We start from the raw sequence: 7,190 nt of genomic DNA, 5'->3' as shown, positions 1-7,190 counted from the left end.
GCGGCGCAGGCGGCCGGTGTGCCCAACGCAGTGAACCTGCCGGCCCAGGCGGGTCTGGGTTACTTCCGCCGGAGCCTCGAGGACACGGTCCGGTTCCAGGCGGAGTTCCTGTGGCGCGACTTCATCCCCCGCGGTGTCACGATCGACGGCGACGAAGCGCCCAGGCTGGTGCACAGCATCGACTACGTACGCCCGCAACTGTTCACCAACTCCTTCACCCCGCTCGAGGTCAGCGTCGGGGGGCCGGATCAGGTCGCGATCCCGACGAACGGTGAGTCGGCCCACGTGGCGATGCCCATCGAGGCCGAGGAGGAAGACGAAGAGGGAATCCGGGTACCGAAGATCGGTACCGTGATCATCGACCAGTTGCGCAAGATCCCGTTCGAGCCCTACCGGCTGTGGCAGCCACCGCTGAACCAGGCCACGGCGATCGACGTGCTGGTCAACCGGTTCCTCGGGCACCCGTGGCAGCAGGACTACGGGACGGCGCAGGACCTGGTGTTCCCGCTCGGAATCATCGACCGTCCGTTCAAGCACGACCAGCCGCCGTGGACGGTCGATACCTCGGGCCCCGGCGCCAACGTACTGATCCTCGGCGCCGGCGGTTCGGGCAAGACCACGGCGCTGCAGACGTTGATCTGCGCCGCTGCGATGACCCACACCCCCGAGCAGGTCCAGTTCTACTGCCTGGCCTACAGCAGCACCGCGTTGACCACGATCGCACAGCTGCCCCACGTCGGTGAGGTGGTCGGCCCGACGGATCCCTACGGCGTGCGCCGTACCGTGGCCGAGTTGCTGGCGCTGGTGCGTGACCGAAAGCGTACGTTCCTCGAATACGGGATTCCCTCGATGGAGGTGTTCCGGCGCCGTAAGTTCGGTGGTGCCCCCGGGCCGGTGCCCGATGTGTTCGGCGATGTCTACCTGGTGATCGACAACTACCGGGCGCTCGCCGAGGAGAACGAAGTCCTCATCGAGCAGGTCAACCTGATCATCAACCAGGGACCCTCGTTCGGTGTCCATGTGATCGTCACCGCCGACCGCGAATCGGAGTTGCGCCCGCCGGTGCGCAGCGGTTTCGGTTCGCGCGTCGAATTGCGGCTGGCGGCCGTGGAAGACGCCAAGCTGGTGCGTTCCCGGTTCGCCAAGGAGGTGCCGGTCAAGCCGGGCCGCGGCATGGTCGCGGTCAACTACATCCGCCTCGACGCCGACCCCCAGTCGGGTCTGCACACGCTGGTGGCCCGGCCCGCGCTGGCCGGCACGCCCAGCAACGTGTTCGAGTCCGACAGCATCGTCGAAGCGGTCAGCAGAATCACGAGCGGTCAGGCCCCGCCGGTGCGGCGGCTGCCGGCCACCTTCGGCGTCCAGCAGGTGCGGGAGCTGGCCGCCCGGGACACCCGCCAGGGCGTGGGTGCCGGCGGGATCGCCTGGGGCATCTCGGAACTGGACCTCAACCCGGTGTACCTCAATTTCGCCGAGAACTCGCACCTGATGGTGACGGGGCGGCGCGAATGCGGGAAGACCACCACGATGGCCACCATCATGGCCGAGATCGGGCGACTGTATGATCCGGGCGCCAGCAGCGCGTCTGCCACGTCGCAACGTTCGGCCCAGGTCTGGCTGGTCGACCCGCGCCGTCAACTGTTGACCGCACTGGGCTCCGATTACGTGGAGAGGTTCGCCTACAACCTCGACGGCGTGCAGGCCATCATTGGCGAACTGGCCGAGGTGCTGGCGGGACGCGAGCCACCAGCCGGTTTGTCCGCCGAGGAACTGCTGTCGCGGTCATGGTGGAGCGGTCCGGAGATCTTCTTGATCGTCGACGACATTCAGCAACTCCCGACGGGATTCGACTCGCCGCTGCACAAGGTCGTTCCGTGGGTGACCAGGGCCGCCGACGTGGGCCTGCACGTGATCGTCACCCGCTCGTTCGGCGGCTGGTCGTCGGCGGGCAGCGACCCGATGTTGCGGGCGCTGCACCAGGCGAATGCGCCGCTGCTCGTGATGGACGCCGACCCCGACGAGGGTTTCATCCGCGGCAAGATGAAGGGGGGTCCGCTGCCCCGTGGCCGTGGCCTGCTGATGGCCGAGGACACCGGCGTGTTCGTTCAGGTAGCGGCGACCGAGGTCCGCAAGTAGTTCGCGGGGGCTGCGTCGGGCGGTCAGGTCAGTCCCAGCGAAGCGGTAATGCCTTGAGTGCGAACGTCTTTGACGGGAATGCGATCTCGGGAGTGTAGTCTGCGGGTAGCGCGAAGTCGGGGATCTGGTTGAGCCATTCCCCGACGACCACCGTCAGTTCCATCCGGCCCAGGTGCGAGCCCAGGCAACGGTGCGGCCCGCCGCCGAAACCCCAGTGCCGGTGCACCTTTCCGTCCATGACCAGGTCGTCGGTGGACATGCCGTCGCTGCCGTCGCGGTTGATCGCGGCCATGCACAACCGCACCGGCGTGCCCGCGGGCAACGTCATGCCGCCGACGGTGACGACTTCCGTGGTCACCCGGGGCGCCACCGGCGCCGATGGCTCCAGGCGGACGATCTCCTCGATGAAGACCCTGATCTGTTTGGGGTTGTCGCGGAGTTGGGTGCGCAGCTGCGGCCTGCGCGCCAGTTCGTACAAGGCGAACCCGATCGCTGCGGTGACCGTGTCCAAGCCCGCAAGCACCAGCAGGTGGGTCATGCCCAACAGCTCGAGGTCGGTGAATTCGCCCGGGCCGGTCATCAGCTGCGACAACATGTCAGAACCGGGATTCTCCCGACGCCGCTGGATGGTCTCGGCGAGATATGTCAGCAATTTGCCGCTCTCGGCCAGATCCTCCGGCGTGAGGTAGGGCTTGTCGGCTGCGATCGCGTCCTTCCAGGCGATCATCCGGTCCCGGTCCTCCAGAGGTAGGCCGTAGAGGTCCAGAAAGACCTGAAACGGGTACAGGCGGGCGAGGTCTGCCATCGCCTCGCATTCGCCCCGGCCGGCGAACGCCCCGATCAACTCGGTGGCGTGGCGCTCCAGCGCCACCCGGGATCTGCTGAGTGCGTGCGGGCTGAAATATGGCTGCAAGAACTTGCGGTAGCGGGTGTGTTCTGGCGGGTCGAATGCCAGCGGCACCACCGGCAGCGGGCTGCCCTGGGGTTGCAGCGCCAACCGTGAGGAGAACACCTTCGGATTGCGCAGTGCGGCCAGCACGTCCTCCCGGCGGGTCAGATAGTAGTGACCGTTCATGAACACCACGGGACCGGCGTCGCGCAACGTCTTCCACCCTACGCCGCGGTCTTCGGCCATCGGCAGCGTCGAGTACTCGAGGCGCGGCAGGTAAAACGAGCCGGGCTGGCCTTCGTCGGGAGCGTTCATGCGCTGATCTCCGCTTGCTCGGGGGTTTCTCGGGTCGTGATGGCACACCAATCTTGCATTGCCGGCCCGAACGCGCAGGTGCCCGGGTCAGTCCCAGCGCAGCGGCAGCGATTTCAGCGCGATCGCTTTCGACGGGAATTCGACTTCCGGGGTGTAGCCGGGTGGCAGGTGAAAGTGCGGGATCTGCCGGAGCCACTCGCCGACGATCACGGTGAGCTCCAGCCGGGCCAGGTGGGCGCCCAGGCAGCGGTGCGGTCCGCCGCCGAAACCCCAGTGCCGGTGCAGTTTTCCGTCCATCACCAGGTCGTCGCTGGACGTCTCGTCGCTGCCGTCGCGGTTGATGGCGGCGATGCACAGGCGCACCGAGGTCCCCGGGGGCAGCGTCATCCCGCCCACCTTGACATAGTCGGTGGTGACCCGGGCCACCACCGGCGCCGAGGGTTCGAGCCGGACGACCTCCTCGATGAACGCTCTGACCTGCCTGGCGTCCGTGCGCAACTGGGCGCGCAGCGTGGGTCGTCGCGCCAGCTCGAACAGCGAGAACCCGATCGCCGCCGCCACCACGTCCAAATCGGCCAGGATCTGCAGGAAGACCGTGCCGAGCAGTTCGAGGTCGCTGAGCTCGCCGGGCCCGTGCATCATCTGCGACAGCATGTCGGCGCCCCGGCTGCCGCGGCGTCGCTCGATGGCGTCCGCGAAATACCCCAGCAACTCCTCGCCCTGGCCCGCCGCGGATCTGCCGGCGACCACGGCGTCCTTCCACCCGATCACGCGGTCCCGGTCCTCGGGTGGCAGCCCGTAGAGGTCCATGAACACCTGGAACGGGTAAAGGCGGGCGAAGTCGGCCATCGCCTCGCATTCGCCTCGGCCGGCCAGCTCCGCGATCATCTCGGCGGCGTGGCGCTGCAGCACGGGCCGGGATCTGCCCACCGCCTGCGGGCTGAAGTAGGGGTCCAGGATCGTGCGGTAGAACGTGTGCTCGGGCGGGTCGAACGCCAGCGGCACCACCGGCACCGGACTGCCGGGGGGTTGCAGCGCCAGTCGTGCCGAGAAGAGCGCGGGGTCGCGCAGCGCAGCCAGCACGTCCTCGCGTCGGGTCAGGTAGTAGTGGCCGTTCATGTACACGACCGGACCGGCGTCCCGCAGCGCCTTCCAGCCGGCGCCGCGGTCTGTGCTGAGCGGTAAGGTCGCGTACTCCAGCCGCGGCAGCCGGAATGCACCCGACTGATGTTCTGCGCGCGTACTCATGGTCAGTCCCAGCGCAGCGGCAATGACGTGAGCGCGAAGGTTTTCGACGGGAATGGGATCGCCGGGACGTAGCCGTCGGGGAGGTCGAAGTCGGGAATCTGCCTGAGCCACTCGCCGACGATGATGGTCAGTTCCATCCGTGCCAGGTGGGAGCCCAGGCAGCGGTGCGGTCCGCCCCCGAACCCCCAGTGCCGATGCATCGTGGCGTCCACGACCAGCTCGTCGGTGGAGGTCTGGTCGCTGCCGTCGCGGTTGATGGCGGCCGTGCACAGCCGGACCGGTGTGCCCGGGGGCAGCGTCATGCCGCCCACCTTGACGAAGTCGGTGGTGACCCGGGCCGCGGCCGGCGCCGACGGCTCGAGCCTGACAATTTCTTCGATGAAAACCCTTATTTGCTTTGGATTTTCGCGAAGCTCACCGCGCAGCTGCGGTCTGCGGGCCAGTTCGAACAACGAGAAGCCGATCGCCGCGGCCACGGTGTCCAGGCCGGACAGGATCAGCAGGTGCGTCATGCCCAGCAGTTCGAGGTCGGTGAGCTCGCCCGGTCCGGTCATGATCTGCGTCAACAAGTCCGAGCCCGGGCTCGTGCGGCGTCGCCGGATGACGTCGGCGAAATAGTCGTACAGCTCGTCGCCCTCGGAATGGCCGGCCACCACGGCGTCCTTCCAGCGGATCACGCGGTCGCGGTCGGTCAGCGGCAACCCGTACAGATCCATGAACACCTGGTAGGGATAGAGGCGTCCGAAATCGGCCATCACCTCGCATTCGCCCCGGCCCGCCAGTCCTGCGATCATGTCTCTGGCGTGGCGTTCCAGCACGGGCCGCGACTTGCTCAGGCCTTCCGGGCTGAAGTAAGGGTGCAAAATCTTGCGGTAGCGGGTGTGCTCGGGCGGGTCGAACGCCGACGGCAACACCGGAACGGGGCTGCCGGGAGGTTGCAGCGCCAGTTGGGCCGAGAAGAGGTTCGCCTCGCGCAGTGCCCTCAGCACGTCCTCGCGGCGGGTCAGGTAGTAGGCGCCGTTCATGTAGACGACCGGCCCGGCATCGCGCAAGGCCTTCCATCCGGCACCCCGGTCCTCAGCCATCGGCAACGTCGAGTATTCCAGCCGCGGCATGGGGGAGCAGCCAGGCTGCCAGTCGTCGAGAATGCTCATGCGACCTGGTGTCCGCCTATCTGTCTTGGTGATCGTCCGATGTGGCGAGGCTACTGGCCGAGCCAATTGTGCATGCAGCGCGCCGGCGACGCACCGATTCGTTTTCGGGCGCAATGCCGTGCTCAAGCGGCGCGCGTCTGTGCGGCCATCCACCTGACCCTACCGACCGACTAATCTACCTAGCGAGTTGTCAATCCGACCTGGTGTGCTTGTCGGAGCCGCCGAAGAAGGAACTCAGGTGAAGGTTCGTCTCGAGAAGTCGAAATGCGTAGGGCACGCACAGTGTTACGCCGTCAGTTCCGAGTTATTCCCGATCGACGACTCGGGCTATTCGATCCTCGAAGAGCACGAGGTGCGGCCCGAGGACGAGGAGCTGACACGCGAGGGTGTGGCCTCCTGTCCGGAAATGGCGCTCATCCTCGAGGAGGGTTGACGGCACTGTCCGCTCAGTCAACAGCCGAGCAAACGGCACATGAACGGCCGTTGACTTCGAGTGAACAGTGGTCGGCGGGCAATGAACAGTTGGCGTCTCCGTTGGGCGTCCCGCGTATAACGGTTTAATGTCTGTGCCGAGCGACAGGTCGGCCCGTAAGCGAGCTGTCGCTCGGTTGCTGACTATGGGGGTGTCCGAACAGGATGCGCGCGTTGCTCGTGACCGGTCTCATGGGAATCCCGTTGAGGGTTCGCAAGTCCGCCGCCGCGAAACAACACGCCAACGTGTTCGGCTTGCCTCGCGACTGGATTTGCCGACTGCAAAGGTGCAGCGAAGAACTCCACGGACTCGGCGGCGGAAGCGGCGAATGTGACGAACGCATGACCGCGGCCTCGTCCAGTCCTTGTTCGAACGTTGGGGTCGCCCGACGACCACGGCCCAATAAGGGAGGGCGCGGTGTTTGAGTTCGGGGCGATACCGCCCGAAATCAATTCCGGTCGCATGTACATGGGCCCAGGTTCGGCGCCGATGATGGCGGCCGCCTCGGCATGGGACGGGTTGGCGGCCGAACTCGGTGCTGCCGCAACCGGTTACGGTTCGGTGACCACGGAATTGACCGGTGGACCCTGGGTGGGGCCGGCATCGGCCTCGATGATGTCGGCCGCCGCGCCGTATGTGATGTGGCTCAGTGCGGCGGCTGCCCGCGCTGAGGAGACCGCCAATCAGGCCAGGGCGGCCGCGGGCGCCTACGAGACGGCGTTCGCGATGACGGTGCCGCCGCCGGTGATCGCCGCGAACCGGTCTTTGCTGCTGACGCTGATCGCGACCAACTTCTTCGGGCAGAACACGCCGGCGATCGCGGCCACCGAAGCGCAGTACTTGGAGATGTGGGCGCAGGACGCTGCCGCCATGTATGGCTACCTCGCCTCGTCGTTGACCGCCTCGCAGCTGGTCCCGTTCGACTCCCCGCCACAGACGAGTAACCCGAATGCGGGCGCCGAGCAGGCCATGGCGG

At 66.9% G+C, this 7,190-nt stretch carries 6 protein-coding genes; 3 read left to right on the top strand and 3 right to left on the bottom strand.

Annotation, left to right across the window (positions count from 1 at the left end; all coding sequences use genetic code 11):
* Positions 1-2,136: type VII secretion protein EccCb (eccCb, locus tag AC2VOK_RS03430; RefSeq protein ID WP_428899234.1), on the top strand; the 2,136-nt coding region annotated here is incomplete at its 5' end.
* 28 nt (positions 2,137-2,164) lie between these two features.
* Here eccCb and AC2VOK_RS03425 read toward each other — a convergent pair.
* The 3 genes from AC2VOK_RS03425 to AC2VOK_RS03415 form a co-directional block, all read right to left on the bottom strand.
* Positions 2,165-3,340 (bottom strand): cytochrome P450, encoded by a 1,176-nt coding sequence (locus AC2VOK_RS03425; protein WP_428899233.1) that lies wholly within the window; start codon positions 3,338-3,340, stop codon positions 2,165-2,167.
* A gap of 87 nt (positions 3,341-3,427) precedes the next feature.
* Entirely contained in the window at positions 3,428-4,588 is a 1,161-nt protein-coding gene (locus AC2VOK_RS03420) for a cytochrome P450 (RefSeq protein WP_428899232.1), read from the bottom strand.
* A 2-nt stretch (positions 4,589-4,590) separates the two neighbouring features.
* A complete protein-coding gene (locus tag AC2VOK_RS03415; protein WP_428899231.1) occupies positions 4,591-5,742 on the bottom strand; it encodes a cytochrome P450 in 1,152 nt (383 codons plus the stop codon).
* Between the two features lie 238 nt (positions 5,743-5,980).
* On the opposite strand from AC2VOK_RS03415, the gene AC2VOK_RS03410 reads away from it, so the two are divergent.
* Both AC2VOK_RS03410 and AC2VOK_RS03405 read left to right on the top strand, forming a co-directional pair.
* The gene (locus AC2VOK_RS03410; protein ID WP_428899230.1) at positions 5,981-6,175 is read left to right on the top strand and encodes a ferredoxin; all 195 of its coding nucleotides are present in this window, start codon (positions 5,981-5,983) and stop codon (positions 6,173-6,175) included.
* A gap of 456 nt (positions 6,176-6,631) precedes the next feature.
* Positions 6,632-7,190: PPE family protein (locus AC2VOK_RS03405; RefSeq protein ID WP_428899229.1), on the top strand; the 559-nt coding region annotated here is incomplete at its 3' end.

This window comes from Mycobacterium sp. TH-M116 (assembly GCF_057473685.1).
This window is presented reverse-complemented; position numbering and strand designations above follow the sequence as displayed.

Excerpts from the sequence above, each read along its gene's own strand:
- AC2VOK_RS03425 (WP_428899233.1), bottom strand. The coding sequence starts at position 3,340 with ATGAACGCTCCCGACGAAGGCCAGCCCGGCTCGTTTTACCTGCCGCGC.
- AC2VOK_RS03420 (WP_428899232.1), bottom strand. The coding sequence starts at position 4,588 with ATGAGTACGCGCGCAGAACATCAGTCGGGTGCATTCCGGCTGCCGCGG.
- AC2VOK_RS03415 (WP_428899231.1), bottom strand. The coding sequence starts at position 5,742 with ATGAGCATTCTCGACGACTGGCAGCCTGGCTGCTCCCCCATGCCGCGG.